This is a genomic window from Reyranella sp. CPCC 100927 (genome assembly GCF_007859315.1).
Classification (GTDB): domain Bacteria; phylum Pseudomonadota; class Alphaproteobacteria; order Reyranellales; family Reyranellaceae; genus Vineibacter.
Genome location: NZ_VOHA01000037.1, coordinates 1 through 24039, shown reverse-complemented (window position 1 = coordinate 24039; position 24039 = coordinate 1). Strand labels below are relative to the sequence as shown.

At 67.5% G+C, this 24039-nt stretch carries 22 protein-coding genes; 12 read left to right on the top strand and 10 right to left on the bottom strand.

Features of this window, described 5'->3' with window-relative positions:
* Positions 1 to 50 precede the first annotated feature (50 nt).
* Positions 51 to 1997 carry a PhoX family phosphatase gene (locus FQU96_RS40335; RefSeq protein WP_146547098.1) on the top strand — a complete coding sequence of 649 codons (1947 nt, stop codon included), beginning with the start codon at positions 51 to 53 and terminating at the stop codon, positions 1995 to 1997.
* 248 nt (positions 1998 to 2245) lie between these two features.
* Here the strand turns inward: FQU96_RS40335 and FQU96_RS40330 are convergent, their stop codons facing one another.
* The 4 genes from FQU96_RS40330 to FQU96_RS40315 all read right to left on the bottom strand — a co-directional run bounded on the left by FQU96_RS40330 (position 2246) and on the right by FQU96_RS40315 (position 6852).
* On the bottom strand, positions 2246 to 3652 hold the full coding sequence (locus FQU96_RS40330; protein WP_146547097.1) for an aspartate aminotransferase family protein: 1407 nt from the start codon (positions 3650 to 3652) through the stop codon (positions 2246 to 2248).
* A gap of 26 nt (positions 3653 to 3678) precedes the next feature.
* Positions 3679 to 5175, bottom strand: a complete 1497-nt coding sequence (locus FQU96_RS40325; RefSeq protein ID WP_255468861.1) for an NAD-dependent succinate-semialdehyde dehydrogenase — start codon at positions 5173 to 5175, stop codon at positions 3679 to 3681.
* A gap of 136 nt (positions 5176 to 5311) precedes the next feature.
* On the bottom strand, positions 5312 to 5863 hold the full coding sequence (locus tag FQU96_RS40320) for an Lrp/AsnC family transcriptional regulator (protein ID WP_146547096.1): 552 nt from the start codon (positions 5861 to 5863) through the stop codon (positions 5312 to 5314).
* A 50-nt stretch (positions 5864 to 5913) separates the two neighbouring features.
* On the bottom strand, positions 5914 to 6852 hold the full coding sequence (locus tag FQU96_RS40315) for a LysR substrate-binding domain-containing protein (protein WP_146547095.1): 939 nt from the start codon (positions 6850 to 6852) through the stop codon (positions 5914 to 5916).
* A gap of 100 nt (positions 6853 to 6952) precedes the next feature.
* Here FQU96_RS40315 and FQU96_RS40310 point away from each other — a divergent pair, with 100 nt between their 5' ends.
* The 10 genes from FQU96_RS40310 (at position 6953) to FQU96_RS40265 (ending at position 16140) form a co-directional block, all read left to right on the top strand.
* The gene (locus FQU96_RS40310) at positions 6953 to 8125 is read left to right on the top strand and encodes a Xaa-Pro peptidase family protein (RefSeq protein WP_146547094.1); all 1173 of its coding nucleotides are present in this window, start codon (positions 6953 to 6955) and stop codon (positions 8123 to 8125) included.
* 10 nt (positions 8126 to 8135) lie between these two features.
* The gene (locus tag FQU96_RS40305) at positions 8136 to 8897 is read left to right on the top strand and encodes an aspartate/glutamate racemase family protein (protein ID WP_146547093.1); all 762 of its coding nucleotides are present in this window, start codon (positions 8136 to 8138) and stop codon (positions 8895 to 8897) included.
* On the top strand, positions 8897 to 9673 hold the full coding sequence (locus FQU96_RS40300) for an ABC transporter permease (protein WP_146547092.1): 777 nt from the start codon (positions 8897 to 8899) through the stop codon (positions 9671 to 9673). The genes FQU96_RS40305 and FQU96_RS40300 overlap by 1 nt, the downstream gene beginning before the upstream one ends.
* Positions 9674 to 9710: 37 nt before the next feature.
* The gene (locus tag FQU96_RS40295; RefSeq protein WP_146547091.1) at positions 9711 to 10700 is read left to right on the top strand and encodes an ABC transporter substrate-binding protein; all 990 of its coding nucleotides are present in this window, start codon (positions 9711 to 9713) and stop codon (positions 10698 to 10700) included.
* A gap of 7 nt (positions 10701 to 10707) precedes the next feature.
* Positions 10708 to 11472 (top strand): ABC transporter ATP-binding protein, encoded by a 765-nt coding sequence (locus tag FQU96_RS40290; protein ID WP_146547090.1) that lies wholly within the window; start codon positions 10708 to 10710, stop codon positions 11470 to 11472.
* Positions 11469 to 13058: a gamma-glutamyltransferase family protein gene (locus FQU96_RS40285; protein WP_146547089.1), complete on the top strand. Its 1590-nt coding sequence runs from the start codon at positions 11469 to 11471 to the stop codon at positions 13056 to 13058. The genes FQU96_RS40290 and FQU96_RS40285 overlap by 4 nt, the downstream gene beginning before the upstream one ends.
* A gap of 265 nt (positions 13059 to 13323) precedes the next feature.
* Positions 13324 to 14016 carry a bifunctional 2-polyprenyl-6-hydroxyphenol methylase/3-demethylubiquinol 3-O-methyltransferase UbiG gene (locus tag FQU96_RS40280; protein WP_146547088.1) on the top strand — a complete coding sequence of 231 codons (693 nt, stop codon included), beginning with the start codon at positions 13324 to 13326 and terminating at the stop codon, positions 14014 to 14016.
* Positions 14013 to 14747, top strand: a complete 735-nt coding sequence (phnF, locus tag FQU96_RS40275) for a phosphonate metabolism transcriptional regulator PhnF (RefSeq protein ID WP_146547087.1) — start codon at positions 14013 to 14015, stop codon at positions 14745 to 14747. Before FQU96_RS40280 ends, phnF begins: the two co-directional genes overlap by 4 nt.
* A gap of 183 nt (positions 14748 to 14930) precedes the next feature.
* Positions 14931 to 15830: a hypothetical protein gene (locus FQU96_RS40270; protein WP_146547086.1), complete on the top strand. Its 900-nt coding sequence runs from the start codon at positions 14931 to 14933 to the stop codon at positions 15828 to 15830.
* Between the two features lie 43 nt (positions 15831 to 15873).
* Entirely contained in the window at positions 15874 to 16140 is a 267-nt protein-coding gene (locus FQU96_RS40265) for a PqqD family protein (RefSeq protein ID WP_178131129.1), read from the top strand.
* Between the two features lie 382 nt (positions 16141 to 16522).
* Here FQU96_RS40265 and FQU96_RS40260 read toward each other — a convergent pair whose 3' ends face one another.
* The 6 genes from FQU96_RS40260 to FQU96_RS40235 are packed head-to-tail and all read right to left on the bottom strand — an operon-like array spanning position 16523 to position 22603.
* A complete protein-coding gene (locus FQU96_RS40260; RefSeq protein WP_146547084.1) occupies positions 16523 to 17614 on the bottom strand; it encodes an LLM class flavin-dependent oxidoreductase in 1092 nt (363 codons plus the stop codon).
* Positions 17615 to 17629: 15 nt separating this feature from the next.
* Positions 17630 to 18793, bottom strand: coding sequence for an acyl-CoA dehydrogenase family protein (locus tag FQU96_RS40255; RefSeq protein WP_146547083.1), 1164 nt, complete (start codon positions 18791 to 18793; stop codon positions 17630 to 17632).
* Positions 18794 to 18817: 24 nt separating this feature from the next.
* Positions 18818 to 19657 (bottom strand): ATP-binding cassette domain-containing protein, encoded by an 840-nt coding sequence (locus FQU96_RS40250; protein WP_146547082.1) that lies wholly within the window; start codon positions 19655 to 19657, stop codon positions 18818 to 18820.
* A 19-nt stretch (positions 19658 to 19676) separates the two neighbouring features.
* Positions 19677 to 20456, bottom strand: coding sequence for an ABC transporter permease subunit (locus tag FQU96_RS40245; RefSeq protein ID WP_146547081.1), 780 nt, complete (start codon positions 20454 to 20456; stop codon positions 19677 to 19679).
* On the bottom strand, positions 20453 to 21631 hold the full coding sequence (gene ssuD, locus FQU96_RS40240) for an FMNH2-dependent alkanesulfonate monooxygenase (RefSeq protein WP_146547080.1): 1179 nt from the start codon (positions 21629 to 21631) through the stop codon (positions 20453 to 20455). Before ssuD ends, FQU96_RS40245 begins: the two co-directional genes overlap by 4 nt.
* A 30-nt stretch (positions 21632 to 21661) precedes the next feature.
* Positions 21662 to 22603 (bottom strand): sulfonate ABC transporter substrate-binding protein, encoded by a 942-nt coding sequence (locus FQU96_RS40235; protein WP_146547079.1) that lies wholly within the window; start codon positions 22601 to 22603, stop codon positions 21662 to 21664.
* A 329-nt stretch (positions 22604 to 22932) separates the two neighbouring features.
* Between FQU96_RS40235 and FQU96_RS40230 the strand changes: the two genes are divergently transcribed.
* On the top strand, positions 22933 to 23871 hold the full coding sequence (locus FQU96_RS40230) for a LysR family transcriptional regulator (protein WP_178131127.1): 939 nt from the start codon (positions 22933 to 22935) through the stop codon (positions 23869 to 23871).
* Positions 23872 to 24039: the final 168 nt, after the last annotated feature.

Genomic DNA, 24039 nt, shown 5'->3' with positions numbered 1-24039 from the left:
GGCCCGAACGCCTAGTCTGTCCCCGCAGGGATAGCATGGGAGACCGCCTGATGGACCGGCCGCTGTGCCACGACGATCCGATCGATGATATCGGCCGCAACGACAGTGCGAATCCGACCCTCGGCGATATCGTGACCGCCCGTTTGTCGCGGCGCGCGGCGCTCGGCCTGCTGGCGTCGACGGCCCTGTCGTCCGTGGCCGCGCGCCCGGCGTCGGCGCAGGCGGCATCGAGCCTGGCGTTCCGCGAGGTGACCGGCAAGCCGTCGCCCCACCATGTCGTCGCCGCCGGTTATCGGGCCGATATCCTGATCCGCTGGGGCGATCCTGTTGTCGCCGGGGCGCCGGCGTTCGACGTCAAGAACCTGTCGGCGGCGGCCCAGGACAAGCAGTTCGGCTATAACAACGACTTCCTGGCCTATATGCCGCTGCCCCTGGGCTCGACCAACAGCGAGCATGGCCTGCTGGTGGCCAACCACGAGTACACCAGCACCGCCTTCATGTGGTCGGGCATCACGCGCGAGACCGTGCTGGACCAGATGACGCGCGAGCGCACCGAGGTCGAACTGGCGGCGCACGGCCTGTCGGTGGTGGAAGTGCGCCGTACCGGCGGCACGTGGCGCGTCGTGGCCGACAGCACCCAGAACCGACGCGTGCCGATGACGACGCCGTTTCGCGTGGCCGGTCCGGCGGCCGGCCACGACAGGCTGAAGACCAACGCCGACCCGACCGGTACGCGCGTGCTGGGCACGCTCAACAACTGCGCCGGCGGCAAGACGCCGTGGGGCACGACCCTGCATGGCGAGGAGAACTTCCACAACTACTTCTCCGGCGAGGCGCCGGCCGACCGCGAAGCCGACGCCCGCAAGCGCTACGGCGTCGGCACGTCGCGCGGCGGCTATCGCTGGTGGGGCCGGCATATCGACCGCTTCAACCTGGCCAAGGAGCCCAACGAGGCCAACCGCTTCGGCTGGATCGTCGAGCTCGACCCCTATGACCCGACATCGACACCCGTGAAGCGCACGGCGCTGGGCCGCTTCAAGCACGAGGGCGCCACTGCCATCGTCAACAAGGATGGCAGGGTCGTGCTCTACGCCGGCGATGACGAGCGCAACGAGTATATCTATCGCTTCGTCACATCCGGCCGCTTCGATCCCGCCAATCGCGCCGCCAACATGAACCTGCTCGACGACGGCGTGCTCAGCGTGGCGCGCATCGAGGCCGACGGCAACCTGCACTGGCGGCGGCTGGTGCATGGCGAGGGACCGCTGACCGCAGCCAACGGCTTTGCGTCGCAAGCCGACGTGCTGATCGAGGCGCGGCGCGCCGCCGACCTGATGGGCGCCACCAAGATGGACCGGCCCGAGGATGTCGAGCCCGACCCGGTGACGGGCGTGGTCTATGCGGCGCTCACCAACAACAGCGAACGCAAGGACGGCGACACCAACCCGGCCAACCCGCGCGCCGCCAATGTCCACGGCCATATCCTGGCGATGATTCCGCCGGGCGGCCGCGGCAAGGACGCCGACCATGCCGCCGATGTCTTCACCTGGACCATCCCCATCCTGGCCGGCGATCCATCCAAGCCGGAACAGGGTGCGAAGTACCATCCCGGCGTGTCGAGCGACGGCTGGTTCAGTTCGCCCGACAACGTCGCCTTCGACGCCAAGGGCCGTCTGTGGATCGCCACCGACACCGGCAGCAACTGGGCGAAATACGGCATCCCCGACGGCCTCTTCGCCTGCGACGTCGATGGCCCGGCCGCCTATCTCACCCGGCGCTTCTTCGCCTGCCCGATGGGTGGCGAGATGTGCGGACCGGAGTTCACGCCCGACAACAAGACCCTGTTCGTGGCCGTCCAGCATCCCGGCACCGACGGCACATCCGGCTCCAGCTTCGACACGCCGGCGACCCGCTGGCCGGACTTCAAGGACGACATGCCGCCCAGGCCCAGCGTGGTCGTCATCACCAAGGAGGACGGCGGCGTGATCGGGACATAGGCCCGATCCATCGGGGCGGCAGAAAGGGCAGATACGGCCAGAAAGTCGCTTCCTGCTTGAAATCTCAGGCCTTTTTGCTGGCCGGCCGGCATGGCCAAGTGCCGGCAGATCGTGGCCAATAACGGCCAGTAAATCGGTTCCGCGCGAACGAGCGAAGGACACACGTCCTCTCGTCCGCTTCATATCAAATTCTCCGCACGAGATCAAGAACAAAATGGCAACATTGATCTCCGGGGTGTGATCGGGACCTACGCCCTCTTCTTGGCGCGTGCTGGCCGAATGTCGGCAGCGATCTCGGCAACCGCTTTGCGGGCGGCATCAACGATGACGTCGGCCTCGATCCGCGTGAGGCACAGCGGCGGCGCGAAGCCGAGAATGTCCCCGTGCGGCATAGCGCGCGCGATGACGCCCTGCGCCAGCATCGCCGCCGCCAAGCGCGGCCCGACCTTCAGCGCCGGATCGAAGAAGACCCGATCGCCCTTGTCGGCGACGAACTCGACGGCCGCCAACAGGCCATCGCCACGGACGTCTCCGACCAGAGCGTGATCGGCGAGCGCCTCGGCCAGGCTGTTGCGGAAGTAGGCACCCACGTCGCGCGCGTTGTCGACCAGTCCGAGTTCATCGATCAGCTTGAGGTTCGCCACGCCGGCCGCCGCGCACAGCGGGTGTGAGGAATACGTCCAGCCGTGCCCGATGGCGCCCAGCGCATCGGCGCCACGCTCCAGCACGCGCCACATCTTGTCCGAGACGATGACACCCGAGAGCGGCGCATAGGCCGACGTCAATCCCTTGGCGATGGTGATCAGGTCGGGCTGGATGGCGTAGTGCCCGGAACCGAACATGCTGCCCAGCCGTCCGAAGCCGGTGATCACCTCGTCGGCGATCAGCAGCACGTCGTACTTCCGGAGCACGGCCTGGATCTTGTCCCAGTAGCCCGCCGGCGGCGGCACGATGCCGCCGGTACCCAGCATCGGCTCGCCGATGAACGCCGCCACCGTGTCCGGCCCTTCGCGCTGGATCGTCGCTTCCAGCTGATCGGCGCAGTACTGCGAGAAACCGTCTTCATCCAGGGAGCGGTCGGCGCGGCGGAAGAAATAGGGTGCTTCCGTATGCACCACCGCAGACAGCGGCAGGTCGAAGGCCTTGTGGAACAGCTCGAGCCCGGTGAGGCTGCCCGTCATCAGACCGGAACCGTGATAGCCGCGCCAGCGCGAGATGATCTTCTTCTTCTCGCGACGGCCCAGAACGTTGTTGTGATACCAGACCAGCTTGATGATGGTCTCGTTGGCATCGGAGCCCGACAGGCCGAAGAACACCCGCGACATTCCCGCCGGCGCGCGGTCGATGACCATCTTGGCCAGCCGGATCGACGGCTCGCTGCCATGCCCGGCGTAGGCGTGATAGTAGGCCAGTTCGCGCGCCTGCTCGGCCAGCGCGTCGGCGATCTCGCGGCGTCCATAGCCGACATTCACGCAGTAGAGGCCCGCGAAGGCATCGAGACTGCGCCGCCCGTCGCGATCGACGATGTAGACACCCTCGCCGCCGGTGACGATCCGGTTGGCGGCTTCACCGCGCGCGTGTGCCGCCATGTGGGTCGACGGATGGAAGAAGTGATCGCGATCCCACGCATTGAGCTCGTTGTCGCGTACAGCCATGGCTTCAACTCCTCGGGGTACCCGGTTCATTCGGTATCGATGCACACGTATTTCAGGGTGGTGAACGCCTCCAGGCCGTGGCGCGAGCCTTCGCGCCCCAGCCCGGACTGCTTGATGCCGCCGAACGGCACCGGCGCGCCGGTGATCCGCACGCGGTTGACGGCGATCATGCCGTAATCGAGCCGGCGGCTGACGCGCAGCAGGCGCGGCCCGTCACGGCTGACGACGTAGGCAGCAAGGCCGTAGTCGGTCGCGTTGGCGCGGGCGACCACCTCGTCCTCGTCGTCGAACGGCGCCAGCGCGGCGACCGGACCGAAGGTCTCCTCGCGCATGATCAGCGCCGCATCGGGCACGTCGGCGAGCGCGGTCGGCATATAGAACAGCGGCCCGACCGCCGACCGGCGCCCGCCTGCCAGGCAGCGCGCGCCGCGCGCCAGGGCATCACGGACATGCGCGTCGACCTTGGCGACGGCGCGCGCGTGCATCAGCGGGCCGATCTCGACGTCGGACTCCAGGCCGGTGCCGACCTTCAGCGCCGCCACGCGTCGCGCGAAGGCGTCACAGAACGAACCATAGAGGGGCCGTTCGACATAGATGCGGTTGGCCGCCAGGCAGTCCTGACCCGAGGTCGCGAACTTGGCGGCAATGGCGATATCCACGGCGCGATCGATATCGCTGTCGCCAAAGATAATCAGTGGCGCATGGCCGCCCAGTTCCATGATCAGCTGCTTCATGGTCGGCGCACAGCGCGCCGCCACCAGCCGGCCGATCTCGGTCGATCCGGTGAAGCTGAGCCCCCGCACGCGCGGATCATCGCACAAGCGGTTGACGATGATCTCCGACCTGCCGGGCAGCACGTTGAAGATGCCGTCCGGCATGCCGGCGCGGGCCGCCAGTTCGGCGAGGGCCAGGGCGGACAGCGGCGTATACGCCGAGGGATGCGCCACCACGGTACAGCCGGCTGCCAGTGCCGCGGCGGCCTTGCGCGTCATCATCGCCACCGGGAAGTTCCACGGCGTCACGAGCCCGACCACCCCAAGGGGCTGGCGCTGAACCATCATCTGCGCTGCCGGCAGGTGGCTGGCGACGGATTCGACGCTGACACGCCGTGCTTCCTCGGCGAACCATTCCACGAACGATGCCGCGTACGCGATCTCGCCGCGTGCCTCCGGCAGCGGTTTGCCCTGCTCCAGAGTGACGATCAGCGCGAGGTCCTCGCTGGCGGCGACCATCAGGGCGTGCCAGGCGCGCAGATGCGCGGCCCGCTCCTGCGGCAGCAGGGAGCGCCAGGCGCCCAGCGCGCGCTCGGCGGCGGCGACAGCGGCATCGACGTCGGCCGGGCTGGCGTTCACTACACGGGCAATCGACAAGCCGGTGGCGGGATCCGCAATCTCGATTCCGCTGCCGCGCGCGTCGCCCATCCAGTGGCCATCGACATAAGCCTGGGTCCGCAGCAGATCGGCGTCGCTGAGCCGGTCCAGCGCCGGATGAGAATCGACGACGTGCAATCGGGCGTGGCTCACAGGCTCTCCGGTGACGGGACAAAGATGCCCGAGCTTAAAAAGACCCGCGCCGCAAGAGCGCCGGAAAGCTGTCGTCCCGACCGACAAGGCTGCGGATTAGGGTCTATGCCACCGGTGAAAATTCGGTGGCCACGCGTCACGCCTTGGACGATTGCGCCCGGCCCACGCTGGCCGCAAGCACGTCGACCGGCGGCTGAGGCGCCGTCTTGATTCCTTTGGTGACGATGTACGTGAAGTAGCGGTCAACGCCGAGCTGAGCGTCGAGCAGGCGGTCGACGAGGGCCTGATAACCGTCGACGTTCTGACACACGATCTTCAGGACATAATCAATGCCGCCGCCCAGGGCGTAGCACTCCGTGATCTCCGACACTTTGCGGACATAGGCCTCGAAGGCCGCGAAATCGCCGGCGCGATGCGACCGCAGCGTCAGCGTCATGAAGAAGGTCTGGAACTCGAACAGCGCCTTGAGGTCGATATGAGCGTGATAGGACGCGATGATCTTGCTGCGCTCGAGCCGGCTGATCCGATCGAGACAGGCACTGGGCGACAGGTTGACCCGCGCGGCCAGCGCGCTCTTGCTGATCCGCCCCTCGCGCTGCAGGGTGGCGAGAATGCGGATGTCGATGCGATCCAGCGCCAGCGAGCCGGCTGAAGTCTGCTGCTTCGATGTCTTTCGGATACGACGCATGGGGCTGAATTTTCTGCCTCTGGATGACATCACCGCCAGGTACACGATGCCTACGTGCTGGTCGCCATTCCTTTTACGAAAGGCACGATGCCGGCGGACTTGATGAGCTGCAAGCGCAGCTCCTCCGCGATCAGCTCGGCCAGGCGCGATGGCGGCCGGAATGCCGAGCGCAACAGCGCCACGCGCTGGGGCACGGTCGGCCGGAAGCGAACCAGCACGCAGCGGTGATCGTGCGCGACGCCGCTGGGCCAGGGGTCGATCAGAGCCACACAGCGGCCCGAATTCGCCACTGCCGCATACGCCACGGTGGAACTGTTGGCTTCCATCACGACGTTCATGTCGATGCCGGCGGCTTCGAAGCATTCGCGGACCAGATGACTGGCAGGTGTCGCCGGGTCGAGGCTGATCAGGGGCTGGTCGTCGAGATCGCGCGGCGTGACGAACTCGTACCCGGCAAGCGGGTGGCCGCGCGGGACCACGGCGACGATCTCGCTTTCGCCGATCGTCTCGATATGCAGGTCGCGGTCCGTCACCGGCGCATGCACCAGACCCAGGTCGATGCGGTGATGAATGGTGGCGTCGATCACCTCGGCCCGCGCGCTCGCGACCACCTTGACGTTCAGGCCCGGCACCTTCTCCATCAATCCCATCGCCGTCTGAACGACCAGCGACGCGGCCAGCGTGGGGATGGCGGCAATCGAGAGTTGCCCCGCCTTGCCGGAGCGCAGGTCGTCCACCCGGTCGCGGAATACAGACACGTGGGCGAACAGACGCGACGTCTCGTCATAGAGGCGGGCGGCATCCGCGGTCGGGATGAGGCGCCGTCCCTGCCGGCCGAACAGGGACAGCCCGGCGTCCTGCTCGAACTCCGCCAGCGCCTTACTGACGGCCGGCTGAGTCACACCCAGCCGGTCGGCCGCGACCGTGACGCTGCGGGTCTCGACGACCGTCCGGAAAACCTCGAGCAGGCGAAGATTGAGGCGTTTCATTACCAATCAGTTATGAAAACTGCATTAAAAGTCATTAGACAGAATGCTTCATGCCCCCGCAAGCTTGATCACCGTTCCAAGCGAAGCGAGAAGGCGCGACATGTTGCTGTTCGAGAGGTCGGAATATCTGGCACGCGTTGCCCGGGTGAAGGCGGCAATGACGCAGCGGGGCATCGACATCCTGCTGATCGCCTCGCCCGCGAATCAGTTCTGGCTGACCGGCTACGACGGCTGGTCGTTCTACACGCCGCAGATGGTCGCGGTCAGCCTGCAGCAGGAGGAGCCGATCTGGATCGGCCGCAAAATGGATGCGGTGGGCGCCAAGTTCACCGCGTTCCTGGCCGACAAGAACGTCATCCCCTACCCGGACCACTATGTCGGATCGGCCGACCTGCATCCCATGCAGTTCGTCGCCGAGGAACTGCAGCGGCGCGGCTGGGACCGCGGCCGGGTCGGCGTCGAGACCGACGACTATTACTACACGGCCAAGTGGGACGCGATCCTGCGCAAGAACCTGGCCAATTGCGAATTCGTCGACGCCTTCCTGCTGGTCAACCGTTGCCGGATGGTGAAGTCGGCCCGCGAGCTCGACTACATGCGCCAGGCCGGCCAGATCGCCGCCGCCGCCCAGCAGGCGGCATTCGATGCGGCACGGCCCGGAGTCCGGCAGTGCGACGTCATGGCCGAGGTCTACAAGGTGACGACGGCGGGCCTGCCCGACTTCGGCGGCACCTTCCCGTGCAAGCCGCCGAACGCCATGGTCGGCGAGATGTGCTCGGCGCCGCACCTGTCCTGGACCGACGCGCCACTGGTCGAGAACGATCTGTTCTACATCGAGCTGGGCGGCGTGCGGCATCGCTACCACTCGCCGCTGTCGCGCTGCATCTACCTGGGCAAGCCGAGCGAGCGCATCGACTTCATCGGCAAGGTGATCGCCGAGGGCCTGAACGCAGTGCTCGACAAGGTTCGCCCGGGGGTCGTGTGCGAAGAGCTGGCGGCGGTGTGGAAAGCCGTGATCGCACGCCACGGCATCGAAAAGGACAGCCGCATCGGCTACCCGGTCGGCATCGGCTATCCGCCGACCTGGGGTGAACTCACCGCCAGCATCCGCGCCGGCGACCGCACCGAGCTCGAACCCAACATGACGTTCCACTGCATTCCGGCGATCTGGCTGGAGCAGTACGGCCTGGTGATCTCCGAGACATTCGCGATCACCGACAAGGGTGCCGAATGCTTCGCCACGTTCCCGCGCGCGATCATGACCAAGAGCTGAGAGGCCGACGGTGGCGCCGCGTTTGCTCAAGGGCGGGCACAATCTCTACGGTCATCGGATCGGCATCCTGATGATCGAGGGGCGTTTTCCGCGCCCGCCCGGTGCGATCGGCAACGCGACGACGTTTCCGTTTCCGGTCATGCACCACGTGGTGAAGGGCGCTTCCGGCAGCCGCATGGTGCGCGATATCGGTGCGCTCGATCCCGACAGCGACGCATTTCGCAGCGCCATCGAGCCCTGGCTGTCCGGCGCCCGCCATCTCGAGGATCAGGGCTGTCGCGGCATCACGACCTCGTGCGGCTTCGCCGCGCTGTTGCAGCCTTACCTGCTGGAAGCCGTCACCGTGCCGGTGTTCGCTTCGTCGCTGATGCTGATCCCGTTCATTGCCGCCACGCTGCGGCCGACGCAGCGCGTGGGCGTGATCACCGCCGAGGCCAAGAGCCTGACGGGACGGCATCTGCAAGCCGTCGGCGTCGATCCCGCCCGGATTCACGTCATCGGCATGGACGGCTGCCCCGAGTTTGCCGCCACGGCGTGGCAGGACCGCACCACGCTCGATCTCGCCGCCGCCGAAGCGGAAGCCGTCGGCGTCGCGCGGCGCCTGGTCGAGGCGGCGCCGGATGTCGGCGCCCTGCTCCTCGAATGCTCCCTGTTGCCGCCCTACGCCGCGGCGATCCAGGCCGAGGTTGGCCTGCCGGTGTTCGACTTCACGCACCTGGTGTCGCTGGCCCACCAGGCGTGCGCCCGCACGCCGTTCACGGGACTGCTGTGATGATCGGCCGGACGTTCGCCCTGCTGTATCCGGTCGCGACCCTGGTGGCGCTGGTGGCCATCTGGTACGGGGCCGTCAAGATCTTCCACGTACCGGCCTACCTCCTGCCGCTGCCCGGCGATGTCATCGAGCGCATCCGCGAGGATTTCTGGTTTCTGCTGCACCACAGCTGGATCACGACCGGCATCACGCTGGGCGGTTTTCTGCTGTCGATCCTGATCGGCGTTCCGCTGGCGATCGTTCTGGTCGCGTCCAAGACCCTGGAACGCGCCGTGATGCCGTGGCTGATCCTGAGCCAGACCTTCCCCAAGGTGGCGCTGGCGCCGCTGGTGGTGGTCTGGTTCGGGTTGGGACTGGGACCCAAGCTCGCGGTCACGTTCCTGGTCGCCTTCTTCCCGGTGCTGGTGTCGACGATCGTCGGTCTGCGCAGCATGGAGCGCGAGATGATCGAGCTGGCCAGCGCCGTGCGCGCCAGCACCCTGCAGACCTTCTGGCATTTCCGCCTGCCGCTGGCGCTGCCGAACATCTTCGCCGGCATGAAGGTGTCGGTCGCCTTTTCGGTGGTCGGCGCCGTGATCGCCGAATGGGTCGGCGCCAATGCCGGTCTCGGCTACCTGCTGCTGCAGGCGAACGCAAACCTCGATACGGGCCTGCTGTTTGCCGTGCTGGTGGCGCTGATGATCATCGGCGTCGTCCTGTACTACGCCGTCGAGCTGATCGAGCGCCTGGTCATTCCGTGGCACAGCACGATCCGGCTGCAGAATCCGTCGGCCTGACCGCGTACCGCACGCCATCAACACAAAGGGAGGACACATGCAGCTCTCACGACGCAGCGCCGTTCTCGGCGCCGGCACCCTTGCCCTGGCGACGCCGTTCGTACGACCTGCCCGGGCCGCCACCGCCATCAGCTTCCGGCTGGACTGGGCGATCTACGGCTCGCACGCGCCATTCTTCCTGGCACTCGAAGACAAGCTGTTCGAGAAGGCCGGGCTTGATGTCAGCATCGGCGAGGGACAGGGATCGGCCACCGTCGCCAAGATCGTGGGCCAGGGCAATGATCCCATCGGCTTCATCGATTTCACCAGCACCATCCGGGCCGTCGAGCAGGGTATCCCCTTGATGGCCATCGGCCGGGTGATCTCCAACGTCATGTGCGTCATCAGCCATGCCGACGCGGCGGTGAAATCGCCCAAGGAGCTGGAAGGCAAGGTGGTCGCCTACGCGCCTTCGGAGAGCACCGGGCAGATGATGCCGGCGCTGCTGCAGCGTTCCAGCGTCAACGCCGCCAATGTCAACGTGCTGAACCCGGCCACCGGCGCGAAGAACGCCGTGTTCCTGCGACGACGCGCCGATGCGATCCCGGCCAACGTCAATGTCCAGATCGCCCAGCTCGAGGAGCAAGGCGCCAAGCTGAGCTACTTCCTGTTCAGCGATTTCGGCGTCGAGATGATGAACAACGGCATCGTGGCCAACGCCAACTGGCTGCAACAGAACCACGACGCCGCCAAGGCTTTCGTACGCGTGTCGATCGAGGCGTTCAAGGCAGCCAAGGCCGATCCGGACAAGGCCGTCGACCTGTTGATCAAACGCCTGCCGCACCAGGCACGCAACAAGAGTGTGCTGCGACGCCAGCTCGATCTGACGTTCCCGTCGCTGGAAACGCATGCCACGAAGGGAAAGCCGCTGGGCGTGATGGTCGACGAGGACTGGCGTGGGACGCAGGAGCTGCTGGTGAAGTACGGCGGCCTTGCCAAGTCGGTCGACACCAGCAAGCTCTACACGAACCAGTTCGTCGAGGCGTGAGCGCCTGATGGCTCAACCGATCACGATCCGCGACGTCTCCAAGACATTCGGCAGCGGCCCGTCGAGCGTCCAGGCGTTGCAGCGTATCGATCTCGACGTGGGCGCCGGCGAGTTCGTCGCCATCGTCGGGGCATCGGGTTGCGGCAAGTCGACGATGCTGCGCCTGGTCGGCGGCCTCAGTGCGCCCACCAGCGGGCGCATCGAGATCGGCGGCCAGTGCGTCAGCGAGCCGGGACCGGGCATCGGCATCGTGTTCCAGACGCCGGTGCTGCTGCCGTGGCGCAACGTCGAGCAGAACGTCCAGTTGCCGCTGGTCATCCAGCGATCCGGCAACGACCCGCAGCGGATCCAGGCACTGCTCGACCTGGTCGGCCTGCGCGGCTTCGAGCGCAGCCGGCCGTTCGAACTCTCGGGCGGCATGCAGCAGCGCGTGGCATTGTGCCGGGCTCTGGTGACCGATCCGTCGCTGCTGCTGATGGATGAACCGTTCGGCGCACTGGATGCGCTGACGCGCGAGCAGATGAACCTGGAGCTGCAGCGGATCTGGCTTGAGACCGGCAAGACCGTGCTGCTGATCACGCACAGCATCACCGAGGCGGTGATGCTGGCCGACCGCGTGGTGGTGATGACGCCTCGGCCGGGCCGCATCCGCGAGATCATCGAGGTCGACCTGCCGCGGCCGCGCGACTTCACGGCACTGCGCCAGACCGCCTTTCACGAAGCCTGCGACCGTATCCGGCTGTTGATGAACGCATCGGGATTTGTGGAATGACAGAGGCCATCGGCGACGACGTCGGCAACGCCCACCGACCGATCATCATGGGCGATCGCGGCATGGTCGTCGCCGGCCATCCGCGTGCCGCCGAGGCTGGCGCTGCCGTGCTGCGCAGCGGCGGCAATGCCATGGACGCCGCGGTCGCCGCCGCCGCCACGCTTGCCATTGGGATCCCGTTCATGAACGGCCTGGGCGGCGACGCCATCGCTCTGCATTCGAGCGTGGACGGCACGGTGACGGCGATCAACGGCTCCGGCGCCACGGCGCGTTCTTCTTCGGTCGCCGCCCTGCGCGCACAGGGGCTGACGGCACTACCCCAGCGCGGGCCGCTGCCGGTCTCCGTGCCGGGCGTGGTGGCGGCGTGGGGCGAGGCGCTGGAACGGTTCGGCACGCGTCCGCTGGCGGCAGTGCTGGAACCGGCGATCGCGCTGGCCGAGCAGGGCGTGCCGCTCGACGCCTCCGCCGTGGCCTTCTTCAACGGAGCGGAATACGCAGCGCTGGCCCACGACTTCCCCGCCCTGGCAGTCGCTTTCGGCACGCCCGGCAACCGGACGCTGGGCGAGCGTCTGAAGCAGCCGCGCGCGGCTGAAACCTTGCGGATCCTGGCGCAAAAGGGATGGCGGGCGTTCTACACTGGCGAGTTGGCGCGCGCCTGGCTCACCGAAGCGCAAGGTCAAGGCGTCCTGCTCGACGCTGAAGATCTCGGAACGCATGCGACCCTGTTCACGCCGGCGCTGTCGACAGCCTGGCGCGGACGGCAGGTCCATGTCGCACCGCCCAACTCGCAGGGACTGGCGTTGCTGGCGATGCTGGGACTGAGCGAAGCGCAGCCGGCCGCCGCACCACCGGACAGGTCCGATCCGCTGATCGACCCCAATGCCTATCTGGCGCGCAAGACGGCCGCGTTTGTCATGCGCGATGCCTATTGCGCCGATCCACGCCGCATCGACCTGCCCGCCGATCTGCTGGCGCCGCAGCGTTTGCGGACGCTGGCGCTCGATGACCGGCCGACCCTGAGCCGTGCCGGCGGCGGCGATACGTCGACGCTGGTCGTCATCGACGCCGAGGGCCGCGCCGTCTCGTGGGTCCAGTCGCTGTTCGAGTCCTTCGGTTCGGGCGTTGTCTGTCCGCACCATGGCCTGGTGCTGCACAACCGCGCCATGCTCGAAAGCCTGGATGACGATCCCGTGCACGGCTTGCGCGGCGGCTATCGGCCGTTCCACACGCTGTGTCCGGCCTTGATGACGGGCAGCGCCGGCGTCGAAATGGCCATCGCCACGCCGGGCGATCATGGCCAGCCGCAGTCGCTGTTCCAGGTGATGCGGCGACACGTCGAGCAGGGTCTCGACATCCAGACCGCGATCGAATGGCCGCGCCTGCGCCACGACAGCGGCCGCGAGGTCATGCTCGAGCAGCGATGCCCGGCTGCCTGGGACGACGCTCTCGTGGCGCGCGGTTGGACGGTGCGGCGGGTCGAGCGCTGGTCGCGGCTGATGGGCGGCGTCAACGCCATCGTCCGCCATGACGGGCTGCTCATGGGCGGTGCCGACCCGCGCCGCTCGTCCTACGCCATCGCGGCGTGATCTCGACCGTTGCGGCCTGGGACGCGCCACCGGAGCGAATTGCGTTGCATTAATCATGCTCCTGGGAGCGCGGGCGTCCCCGCCCGCATCAAAGGCGAAAGCAACGAAGTCATCCGACATGACATGAGCGGGCGAGACGCCCGCGCTCCCAGGTTCCGATTGGCCGGCATCCACAGTCATCCAGTCGTCCGGATGAATTCATCGATCCGTCATCGATATCCTCTACAAACGTCGGTCGGCAGAATCCCCAGACCGCGAGGATATCGTGACCCAAGCCGCTCCCGCCTACGGAACCTGGCACGCCGACCCCGACCGGGAGGCGGCCATGGAGGCATCGCACCGCCCGCTATGGCGCCATTTCATCCAGTCGATCCCGGAAACCGACCTGGCGACGCGGGTCATCCTCGACTTCGGCTGCAACCGGGGCGGCTTCCTGCGGCTGCTGCATGCGTTGAAGCCGTTCCGTCGCGGCATCGGTATCGATATCGCGCGCGACTCGATTGCCGCCGCCAGGACGCTGGCGGGAAGCATGCCGCTCGATTTCGAGGTCGCCACCGATCTCGGCCCCTGGCGCGGGCAGGTCGATCTCGCCTTCAGCTACGAGGTGATCTACCTGCTGCCCGACCTCGCCACGCACGCGGCGCAGATGCACCAGGTGTTGCGCGACGGCGGCGTCTACTACGCCGTCACCGGTTGCCATACGCACTGCCCGCTGTGGCCGGCCTGGCGCACCCTGATCGGCGATACCACCAACGCGCCGGTGCAGGACCGCGCGCCGGAGGAATACGCCGACACCTTCGCCCGGGCCGGCTTCGACGTGTCGGTCCGCAAGTTCGGGTTCGACGGCTTCGTGCCGGCCCACAAGGACCGGCGCTACTACCCGCGGCTGACGGACGCGCTCGACTATCCCGCCGAGCACAAACTGCTGTTCCGGCTGGAGAAGCAGGGCGGCGCATGACGACGGCACTGCAACGCAAGGACGGCAGCGCGCTGTGGCATCAGATCGAACAGGCCCTGGCCGATGAAATCGCCGGCGGCCAGCGCACGGTCGGCGAGCGGCTGCCGACCGAGCCCGCGCTGATGGCGCGGTTCGGCGTCAGCCGGGCCACCGTGCGACAGGCCATCGCCAGTCTGGAGGCGCGCGGTCTGGTGCGCGCCGAGCAGGGCCGCGGCACCTTCGTCCACCGCGACGTCGTGCGTTATCCGGTGTCGCGTCATACCCGCTATTCGCGGACCCTGATCGAGCAGGGTTTCGATCCGGGCGGTACCCTGATCGCGCAGGAGATCGTCGCGGCGGATACCGCCGTCGCCGCCGCGTTGCGGCTGCCACGGGGTGCGCCCGTCATCCGCCGCAAGGGCATCGGTACTGCCGATGGCGTGCCGATCGAGGTCGCCAGCACCTTCCTGCCGGCGGACCGTTTTCCGAACTTCGACCGCATTCGCGCCCAGCACGCGACGATCACGGCCACGCTGGCGGCCTACGGGATCGTCGACTACGTCCGGGTTTCGACCAGGGTCGGCGCGCGGCCGCCGACCGCCGAGGAAGCCCGCCTGCTGCGCCAACCGCGGTCTGCGCCCATTCTGGACGTAACCAAACTCGACGCCGATGCGGGCGGAACACCGATCGTCTATGGTCGTGCGGCATGGTCGGCAGAACGGATCGTCTTCGAACTGGGCTGCGAGACCTGAGGATTCATGACCTCTCCCCACCGGGGAGAGGTCGGCGCGTCAGCGCCGGGTGAGGGGGCCGCGGCCCAAGCTGGGTGCGTTCAACTTGAGCGCCTTGTCTTGCTTCAATGCCCCCTCACCCGACGCGCGCTGCGCGCTCGTCGACCTCTCCCCGGTGGGGAGAGGTCATGAAAGGGGGGCCGCATGAGCACGATGTACCGCTTCAACGGGCTGGACGACCGGCCGATCCGCGTCGCCAGCGACGCACCGCTGCTCGACTTCACGGCGCGGTTCTTCGGCCTGTGGCCGTTCGAGGCAGAAGGCACCGCGATCGCCGACCTGGCCGACATCACCATCGAGACCGTCGATGGCGGCTTTCGCTTGCGCCATCCGGTGCTGGACGGTGGCACGCAAGAGGTGCCCGACGCGGCCGAGGCGGCCAATCAGCTGGTCGGCCTGCTGGCCGCCGAGCAGTTGGCCCGCCGCAGCGACCTGATCGGCCTGCACGCCGGCGCCGCCGCCTCACCGCGCGGATTGATCCTGTTCGTTGGCGACTCACTGTGCGGGAAGAGCACGCTGGCACTGCAGCTGGCCCGCCGCGGCGCCCGTTTCTTCGGCGACGACCGCCTGCTGGTCGCACCGGCCGGCACCGATGGCCACGACAGCCCGACCGGCATCGGTCTGGGCCTGACGCCGCGCATGCGCCTGCCGGTGCACGAAGGCGCCGGCGGTGCGCTGGCCGCGTTCGTGGAAGGCAACGCCGTGGTCGAGCACATGGACTGGCAGGGCAACCCGATCATCGCCTACCTCGACCTGGGACTCGATACGTTCGATGCGGCCCCGTTCGGCACCACCCTGCCCATTGCCGCCGTGATCCTGCCCGAGCGCCGTGACGATGACCCCGATGCGCTCGATTTCGGGACGGGGTCGAAGGGCGACGCCGCGCTGGCGTTGGTACGCCAGTCGACCGCGCCGGGCATGGATGCCAGAGGCCATGTCGCGGCGGCGGCACTGATCGCCGGCAGCGTGCCGTGCCTGCACCTGGTCTATGGGTCGAGCGCCGTCGCCGCCGACCTGGTGGTCGAGCGTTTCGACATCAGCTGACGCCGGCTTGACGGGCCGCGCCGCGTCGTCGAGAACGGGGCGCATGATCCGCCTGCGCCGCCGTTCCGACATCGCCGTGACCGCACTCGACGGCGGCACTTTCCTGGTCGATTCGCGCAGCGACGCCATCTTCCATCTCGATGCTCTGAGCGGCGGCGTATGGGCGGCCCTGGCCGAGCCGATGACGCATGACGAGCTGGTGGACCTGCTGGCCGAGGCTTTTCCGGACACGCCATCCGAGACGATCCGGCACGACGTCGATGCGCTGCTGGCCGAGCTCACCGAGCGCGATCTGTTGGAGCCGATGTAGTTTCCTCCCCACGCAGTGAGCTATCGGATTCACATATCTTGAACATCCCTTCCCCCGGAGGGGCAGGGCGATCGCATATGGCTCGTGGGTACTGGCTCATGCGGCAGCAACCCACGCTGGGGGCGCGCCACTCTGTGGCGCGTCATGCTCATGGCCATCCGACGCGATGGAACGATTTCAGCATTTTGCCCTGCGGGGTGAAAGCCTCCCGATGGGGTGGCGCAAGCCATGACGCGCCACAGAGTGGCGCGCCCCCAGCGTCTGGGCTTACCGCCTTGCTCACATGCAATCGCCCTGCCTGGAGGGGGAAGGTACAATGCACGGCGTTTCCGGGCGGTGGGCACGATGTGTGAATACGACAGCCACGCAGTGGAGAGGGAACTCACCCCGCCTTCGCCGGGCGTTCGGCTTCGCGATGCGCGATCAGTTCGCGCGTGAGCGGGATGAGCGCGCGGCCGTAGTCGATCGCGTCTTCCAGCGGGTCGAAACCGCGGATCAGGAACGTCGTCACGCCCAGGTCGTAATATTCCACCAGCGCGCGGGCGACCTGCTCGGCGGTGCCGACCAGGGCCGTGCTGTTGGAGCGGGCACCGGTCTCGCGCGCAATCGCCGTCCACAGGCGCGTGTCCACCCGATCGCCCTGGGCGGCGGCCGCCAGGAGCCGGCGGGCGCCTTCGCTCTGCTTGGGCCCGCCGACACCCAGACCCTGCGCTGCCCGCAGACGGCGCGTCTCGTCCAGGATGCGGTCGGCGCGTGCCCAGGCGGCGTCCTCGGTGTCGGCGAGGATGGGCCGGAACGATACGCTGAAGCGCACACGCCGGCCGTGCCGCGCTGCTTCGGCACGCACGCGCGCGATCGTTTCGCGCACCTGGGCGTGGGTCTCACCCCATAGTGCATAGACGTCGGCGTGCTTGGCCGCCACCTTGAGGGCGGCGTCCGAGGAACCGCCGAAGTAGATCGGCAGATGCGGCTTCTGCACCGGCTTCACTTCCGAGAAGCCGCCGACGAAGCGATAGTTCGTGCCGTCGTGATCGATCGGCGTATCGGTCGTCCAGATCCGGCGCAGGATGTCGACATACTCGTCGGTGCGAGCGTAGCGCGCATCATGGCCGAGGAAATCGCCGTCGCGGCGCTGCTCGGCGTCATCCCCACCCGAGATGATGTGCACCGCCAGCCGCCCGCCGCTGAAGTGATCGAGCGTCGCCAGCTTGCGGGCCGCCAGCGTCGGTTCGACGAAGCCGGGCCGGTGCGCCAGCATGAAGCCGATGCGCTCGGTCACCGACGCCGCGAAGGACGTCACGAGGAATGCATCCGGGCCGGTGGACGCGTGGGCGACCAGGATGCGATCGAAACCCGACGCTTCATGTGCCTGGGCGAAGGCGCGAATGTAGTCGCGATCGATCACGGGCCCCTGCGGCGTATGGGTCTCCGAAGCCTTGCGTGTGGCGATCATGCCGATGAATTCGATGCTCATGACAAACTCCTCTGGTCAGGCCGCACGCACGCCCAGCGCTTCGCGGCCGGCGGCGATCAGGCTCGAATCGTCCTGCGGCGTGTGCACGCGGCTGCACAGCACGTTGCGATGATGGCGCTCCAGCGGGTTGCGCCGGCTGAGCCCGTGATTGCCGGTCAGCGACAGCGCACGCTCGACCACGGCATGGGCATTCTGGGTCACCACGTACTTCACCAGGCCAGCCTCGGCGGCCGAGGCCGGCACCGGGTCCTGGTCGGTGCGCCGCGCGGTGTCGCCGATCAGGCGGCGATTGACCAGCAGCCGCGCATCGATGTCGCCGACGGCTTCCTGGAAGCGCGGCAACGTGGCCAACGATGCGCCGAGGTTGGCCGGCACGCGCTCGTTCAACCAGACCACGAGCCAGTCGCGCGCCGCCCGCGCGATGCCGTCATAGACCGCCGCGATCAACACCGTGTTCCATAGCGCCGATGTCGGATCGGGTGTCCATTCGCCGGGAGGCCGGATGTCGACCGCATGATCGGCGGGCACAACGACATCCGTCAGCACGACATCGTGGCTGCTGGTCGCCCGCATGCCGACGTGATCCCAGGTCTCGATCACCTCGATGCCGGCCGAGTCCGACGGCACCAGCCATGAACCGACCTGGGGCTGGCCATCGATATCGGTACGCGCCCACACCAGCAGCCAGCGCAGCGCCGGAATGCCCGTTGCGTAGATCTTGTGTCCCGACAGCCGCCAGGCGCCGTCGTCCGTGCGCCGCGCGGTCGTGGCGGGCAGGCCACCGCGCGCCGGACTGCCCAGCGCCGGCTCGACACGCAGCGCATTGATCAGGCCGCCGTGCCGCACGGCGTCGTCAAAGACCCGGTGGCGTACGCTGGGCGGCCAGCGCGTCGAGCGCGCGATCGAGGCATGCGATATGTATTGCATCGAAAGCACGAGCGCCGTCGACGGGTCACCTTCGGCCAGCAGGCCGATCACCTTCGCGGCCGCCGCCAGGCCCCGACCGGCGCCGCCATGATCGCGCGGCGTTACCAGCGCCAGGAATCCGGTTTCCCGCAGCTGGTCGATATTCTCGAAGGCAAAGCTTGCGTCGCGGTCGTGCGCGTCGGCACGCGCCGCGAACGCGCGCGACAGCTCAGCCAGCAATGACAAATCGACGGTCGGTGTCAGCACGGTCATGGATGGTATCCGCTGTCGATGCGATCACGCGGCCCGGGCCGCACGTGGCGCAGGGCCGCCTTCGCTGAAGAGGTGATCCAGGATGCGGCCTTCGAGTGCCGCCAAACGCGGATCGCCGTGGCGGCGCGGGCGCGGCACATCGACCTCAAGATCGAGTGCGATGCGGCCAGCGTCGATTACGATGACCCGGTCGGCCAGCGCGACCGCCTCGGTCACGTCGTGGGTGACGAGGATCGCAGTGAAACCCTGGTCGCGCCACACCGTCTCGATGAGGCCCTGCATTTCGATTCGCGTCAGCGCGTCGAGTGCACCCAGCGGCTCGTCGAGTGCCAAGAGCCGCGGGCGGCTGACCAGCGCGCGGGCCAGCGCCACGCGCTGCTTCTGGCCACCCGACAATACCGCCGGCCATTCACGCGCCCGATCATCGAGGCCGACCTCGCGCAGCGCGGCAAGCGCCTGGGTTCGGCGCCGGCGTGCATCGAGCGCCTGGCCAAGGCCGACCTCGACATTGGCCAGAACGCGCGCCCAGGGCAGCAGGCGCGGCTCCTGGAACATGATGCGCGCCTCGGTCCCCGGCCTTGCCTCGCCTTCCAGATGAAGACTGCCGACGCTCGGGGTGTCCAGCCCGACGATCAGGCGCAGTAATGTGCTTTTGCCACAGCCGCTGCGGCCGACGACGGCGACGAACTGCCCCGGCGGAATATGCAGATCGAGATCGCTCAGCACCGTCTTGCTGTCGAAGGACTTGCCCAGCCCACGGGCCGTGACGGCCAGCCCGCCCGCAGGACGATCCGGCAGCTCGACCGGCGCCTCGTCTTCAATGGCGCGGTCAACGAACAGCAGAGCCGGCTCGGCAATGGTCATGAACATGTCGAACCCTTCCTCAGGCGGCCTGGAACGCGGGATGCCACTGCAGCGACAGCCGCTCGAGCAGTCGCGCCACGCTGTCGGCCAGCTTGCCCAGCAGCGCGTAGATCACGATCGACAGCACGACCACGTCGACCTGCAGGAACTCGCGGGCCTGCATCGCCATGTAGCCGATGCCCGATGACGCCGAGATCGTCTCGGCCACGATCAGGGTCAGCCACATGATGCCAAGCCCGTAGCGCAAGCCGACGAACAGCGACGGCAAGGCCGCCGGCAGGATCACGCGCCGGAACAAGGTCCAGCGGTCCATGCCGTAGGCGCGTCCCATCTCGACCAACTGCGGATCGACGCTGCGCACCCCCAGCAGCGTGTTGATGTAGATCGGGAAGAACACGCCCAGCGCGACCAGGAAGAGCTTGGCCTCCTCCTCGATGCCGAACCACAGGATGACCAGCGGGATCAGCGCCAGGTGCGGCACGTTGCGCACCATCTGCAGCGTCGTGTCGGTGATCTTTTCGCTGAGCGACGACAGGCCGTTGGCCAGGCCCAGCGCCAACCCGATGCCGCCGCCAACGATGAACCCGGAGACGGCGCGCAGGAAGCTGACGCCGATGTTGGTGGAGAGTTCGCCCGTTTTCAGGAGGCGCCACGCTGCCGCCAGGACATCGGACGGTGCCGGCAGGATGGTCGCCGGCAGCTGGCCCAACCGCGATGCGGCTTCCCACACCACGACCAGGGCGACCGGCAGGATCCAGCCGGCGGCGTTGCGCGGCAGGCGCAGGGCAGGCGCGCTCATGACGCGGCGTGCAGGCGCGGCGCGGCTGGCGGTGCCGCGACGAATTCGTTGGTCGCTACGCCGCCCAGCGCATGGCGGCGACCTTCGTAACCCAGGGCCGGGAACAACAGTTCGGCCACGCGATAGGCTTCTTCGAGGTGCGGATAGCCGGACCCGATGACCGTATCGACGCCGACGGCCTGGTACTCCCGCAGCCGCGCCGCCACCGTCTCGGGATCGCCCACCAAAGCCGTGCCGGCGCCACCGCGCACCAGGCCGATGCCAGCCCACAGGTTGGGCGCGATCTCCAGCCGATCGCGGCGCCCGTCATGCAGCGCTGCCATCCGCTGCTGTCCGACCGAGTCCATTTCCTCGCGAAAGCGGCGCTGGGCGTTGGCGATTTGCGCGTCGGTCACGCGGCTGATGAGCTGCTCGGCGGCAGTCCACGCCTCGCGCGCCGTCTCTCGTACGATGAAATGCAGCCGGATGCCGAAGCGCAGGGTCCGTCCACGCGCCGCGGCACGCTTGCGCGCCGCCGCGATCTTCTCGCCCACGGCAGACACCGGTTCGCCCCAGGTCAGGTAAAGGTCGACCTGCTCGGCCGCCAGGTCCTGGCCAGCATCCGAGGAGCCGCCGAAATACAGCGGCGGATACGGCTTCTGCACTGGCGGAAAGTCGAGCCGCCCGCCCTTCACCTTGTAGTACCTGCCGTCGACATCGACGGTTTCGCCCGACAGCAAGGCCCGCCAGATCCGCAGGAACTCGCCGGCCTGCGCGTAGCGCTCGTCGTGCGGCAGGAAGACGCCATCACCCGCCAGTTCGGTTGGATTGCCGCCGACCACGACATTGAGCAGCAGGCGGCCGTTGCTGAGGCGATCGAGTGCCGCGGTCTGGCGCGCCGCGAACGACGGCGACACGACGCCCGGCCGCAGCGCGACCAGGAACTTCAGCCGCTCGGTGACCGTCGCCAGGCCGCTTGCGGTGATCCAGGCATCCTCGCAGCTCTGGCCGGTGGGCAGCAGCACGCCGCCGTAGCCAAGCTGATCGACCGCGGTCGCGATCTGACGAAAATAGGCGAAATCGGCCGGGCGCTGGCGACGCTCCGAGCCCAGGTACGATCCGTCGCCGTGAGTCGGAATGAACCAGAAAAAATCAAGCGGCTGGCGCCCCGCCGGTGTGATCGCAACCGATGTCATCGCGGTGTTCCTTCGTGTGTTCTCGACTGCTCAACTTCCCGACGGCCGCCATACGGCGTCGCGCACCACGATCGGCTTGGGGATCAACCCCAATTGGTGAAACGTATCGGCGATCTCCTGCTGCTGGGTGATCACCGCCTCGCTGAGCGGCCGCAACGCAATCGTTGCCCGCTCGACGGCGACCTGCTGCGCCTTGAGTTCGACGCCGGTGATCTCGGCGATGGCAGCAGCAAGCTTGTCGCGGTTCTTGTCGGCCCACTCGGTCACTTTCGCCACTTCCTCGATGACCGCTTTCAGGATGGCGGGATGGCGGCCGGCAAACACACGGTTTGCGAGATAGAACGAGTTGCTCGGCCCGACGTCCTTCGTCGATGCCAGCGTCCGCGCGTTCTGCCGCAGTTCGGCGATGGCGTAGTACGGATCCCAGATCGTCCAGGCATCGATACTGCCGCGGGCGAAGGCCGCCGCCGCATCGGCCGGCGTCAAATAGATCGGCGTGACATCGGCATAGGTGAGACCACCCTTGGCCAGCAGCCGGACAGTGAGGTTGTGCGAGCTCGAGCCCTTGGCGAACGCGATCTTCTTCCCTTTGAGGTCGGCCAGAGTCTTGATGGGCGACGACTGCGGTACGATGAGGGCCGATTCGGATGCCGGGTTCGACGCGATGTAAACCACATTGGCGCCGGCAGCCTGGGCGAAGAGAGGTGGCGTGTCGCCGACCGGCCCGATGTCGATGGCGCCCAGACCGAGGGCCTCCATCAGCGGCGGCCCGTACTGGAACTCGATCCACTTCACGGTATCGATGCCCAGCGTCTTGAGGCGTGCCTCGATCGTCTTCTGCTGCTTGACGACGGAAAAGATGCCGCCTTTCTGATAGCCGATACGGAATTCCCTCAGGTCCTGCGCGGCGGCGGTGCCGGCGAAGGCGACGGCGCCCAGGGCAGCGCCGAGCAGGAATCGTCTGGTTGTCATGGTGGTGGTCCTCTCAGGAGGAAGGCGCACACACGCGCACCGCGAAGCCGGTGGCCTGCGCGATCACATTCGCGGTGTGCTCTAGTGGAGAAACAGCTTGCGGCGACGGTGCTGCCGTCAACTCACCTGATCGAACATCGCATTGCGCGCATCGCTTCCACCACCACGGTCCGTCGCGCGCCGACTTCACTGCCGGCGCCCGCTCTCAGGGAGGACGGACTATGCGGGGACAGTCGGCCGTGAAAAAGCAACTTTTCCTGAACCGTGATGTTAGTTTTCATGAGGCGAGGACGGTCCGACATTCGGACCGGCTCCCGCACGGGGGATCGATGGAGCTCAGGCACATCCGCTATTTTGCGGCCGTTGCCGAAGAAGGCAGCATATCAGCGGCCTCGACCCGCGTGCGGATCGCGCAATCGGCGTTGAGTGCGCGCATCGCCACCCTCGAGCGGGAGCTCGGCACCAAGCTGTTCGCACGCCACGGCCGTGGAACGACGCTGACCCCGGCAGGGCGCCTCTTTCACAAACATGCCCAACGGATCCTGTCCGAGGTCGATGCCGCGCGGCATGCCGTGCGGACGATCATGGGCGCCTCATCCGGAGAGGTGGTTCTCGGCCTGCCGTCGACCATCGCGATGTTGTTGACGGTGCCCATCATCGAGCTGGTGCGCGAGCGACTGCCGGGCGTCGATCTGCGCATCGTCGACGGCATGAACGGCGACATCCTGGCCTGGCTGGCCGAGGGCCGCCTCGACGTCGCCGTCATCTACCTGACGGGCAAGCGGGGCGACGGGCGTACCATCCCGCTGGTTGACGACGATCTCTATCTGATCGGACGGGAAACACCCCTGACGCGCGGCCGCAAGCACATTGCCTTCGCCGATCTGGCGTCGTTGCCGCTGGTGCACACGTCCGTGGCCCACGCCGGCCGGATCCTGCTCGATCGCGTGGCCCGCCGTGCCGGCATCGCGTTGACCTATGCCTCGGAAGTCGATTCGCTGGCCCAGCTCAAGACGCTGGTCCTGCGCGGCCACGGCCACACGGTGCTGCCGATGATCGCGCTCGGCGACGCGCGCAGCGATCCCCGGATCCGCGCGGTTCGGATCGTCGAGCCGTCCCTGCAGCTGCGCTGCAGCCTGGCCTTCACGGCCAGGCGCAAGGCATCGCGCGCGGCGCGTGATGCCGCCGCCCTGGTGCCGGTGGTGGTCGAACGCCTTCTGCGGCAGCGCCGCTGGCACGGCGGACGCCGCGCCGGCGCGGGCACGTAGTACTCGGAATCACGCGTCACTGATACGGCTGTCATCCCGAGCGCAGCGAGGGATCTTCTGCAAGAGACGCACGGGTACGCCTGCATCAAAAGATCCCTCGCTGCGCTCGGGATGATGGTGTGGACGGCCCCCACCCGGCATCGATGTGCCAAACTGGTTGTGGTGATG

Coding starts and splice junctions, on each gene's coding strand:
- FQU96_RS40335 (WP_146547098.1), top strand. CDS start 51: ATGGACCGGCCGCTGTGCCACGACGATCCGATCGATGATATCGGCCGC.
- FQU96_RS40330 (WP_146547097.1), bottom strand. CDS start 3,652: ATGGCTGTACGCGACAACGAGCTCAATGCGTGGGATCGCGATCACTTC.
- FQU96_RS40320 (WP_146547096.1), bottom strand. CDS start 5,863: ATGCGTCGTATCCGAAAGACATCGAAGCAGCAGACTTCAGCCGGCTCG.
- FQU96_RS40315 (WP_146547095.1), bottom strand. CDS start 6,852: ATGAAACGCCTCAATCTTCGCCTGCTCGAGGTTTTCCGGACGGTCGTC.
- FQU96_RS40310 (WP_146547094.1), top strand. CDS start 6,953: ATGTTGCTGTTCGAGAGGTCGGAATATCTGGCACGCGTTGCCCGGGTG.
- FQU96_RS40300 (WP_146547092.1), top strand. CDS start 8,897: ATGATCGGCCGGACGTTCGCCCTGCTGTATCCGGTCGCGACCCTGGTG.
- FQU96_RS40295 (WP_146547091.1), top strand. CDS start 9,711: ATGCAGCTCTCACGACGCAGCGCCGTTCTCGGCGCCGGCACCCTTGCC.
- FQU96_RS40290 (WP_146547090.1), top strand. CDS start 10,708: ATGGCTCAACCGATCACGATCCGCGACGTCTCCAAGACATTCGGCAGC.
- FQU96_RS40285 (WP_146547089.1), top strand. CDS start 11,469: ATGACAGAGGCCATCGGCGACGACGTCGGCAACGCCCACCGACCGATC.
- phnF (WP_146547087.1), top strand. CDS start 14,013: ATGACGACGGCACTGCAACGCAAGGACGGCAGCGCGCTGTGGCATCAG.
- FQU96_RS40270 (WP_146547086.1), top strand. CDS start 14,931: ATGAGCACGATGTACCGCTTCAACGGGCTGGACGACCGGCCGATCCGC.
- FQU96_RS40265 (WP_178131129.1), top strand. CDS start 15,874: ATGATCCGCCTGCGCCGCCGTTCCGACATCGCCGTGACCGCACTCGAC.
- FQU96_RS40260 (WP_146547084.1), bottom strand. CDS start 17,614: ATGAGCATCGAATTCATCGGCATGATCGCCACACGCAAGGCTTCGGAG.
- FQU96_RS40255 (WP_146547083.1), bottom strand. CDS start 18,793: ATGACCGTGCTGACACCGACCGTCGATTTGTCATTGCTGGCTGAGCTG.
- FQU96_RS40250 (WP_146547082.1), bottom strand. CDS start 19,657: ATGACCATTGCCGAGCCGGCTCTGCTGTTCGTTGACCGCGCCATTGAA.
- FQU96_RS40245 (WP_146547081.1), bottom strand. CDS start 20,456: ATGAGCGCGCCTGCCCTGCGCCTGCCGCGCAACGCCGCCGGCTGGATC.
- ssuD (WP_146547080.1), bottom strand. CDS start 21,631: ATGACATCGGTTGCGATCACACCGGCGGGGCGCCAGCCGCTTGATTTT.
- FQU96_RS40235 (WP_146547079.1), bottom strand. CDS start 22,603: ATGACAACCAGACGATTCCTGCTCGGCGCTGCCCTGGGCGCCGTCGCC.
- FQU96_RS40230 (WP_178131127.1), top strand. CDS start 22,933: ATGGAGCTCAGGCACATCCGCTATTTTGCGGCCGTTGCCGAAGAAGGC.